This is a genomic window from Streptomyces chiangmaiensis (assembly GCF_036281785.1).
Lineage (GTDB): Bacteria > Actinomycetota > Actinomycetes > Streptomycetales > Streptomycetaceae > Streptomyces > Streptomyces chiangmaiensis.
On sequence record NZ_JAYWVC010000741.1, the window covers coordinates 1 to 577 of the forward strand.

The window sequence follows — 577 nt, forward strand, 5'->3', positions numbered from 1 at the left end:
TCCGGTGGCGATCGGCCAGCCGTGTTCCAGGGCGGTGTCGTAGCGCAGGTACTCGGCCTTGCCGGTCAGGTAGTTCACGGCCTCGTCGATGCCCTTGCGATGGGCGTCACGCAGTCCGGCAGCGCGGGCGGCTGCATCGAGTGCGGTGGCGGTCTGCTGCACGCCGCCGCCCAGCAGGACGCGGGCGTGGCGGGCGACCCAGCTCTCGGCACAGGCGTCGCCGCTGTCGTGCAGGCACCAGGCTGCTCGCCATAGATATTCGAGCACGTGGATCAGGTCGACGATGATGTGGACGTCCACGCCGCGCTGCTGTGCTTCGGCCTTGATGAGGTCGATCTGATGGCGGGCCCCGTCGACCAGGACGACCCACGGGCGGCGGTGGCCGGGGTCGCGGTGCTCTGCCTGGTCGAACAGGGCGGCCACGATCTGCGCGGCGGTGTCGTTCACCGAGCCGCACAGCCACTTCGACCGGGCTTTCGGCCCCTGGCGGCGCTCGGGCGCCGCGCCGTGGACGGCGTCGTCGTGCCGGTCGGGGTCGGTGATGATGTCGTCGACCGTACGTGGCGCGGGTTCGGCG

Annotated in this window: 1 pseudogene; it reads right to left on the minus strand. The window is 71.4% G+C overall.

The window, feature by feature from the left end:
* Nucleotides 1-577: pseudogene (locus VXC91_RS46705) on the minus strand (ISKra4 family transposase); the annotation flags it as partial.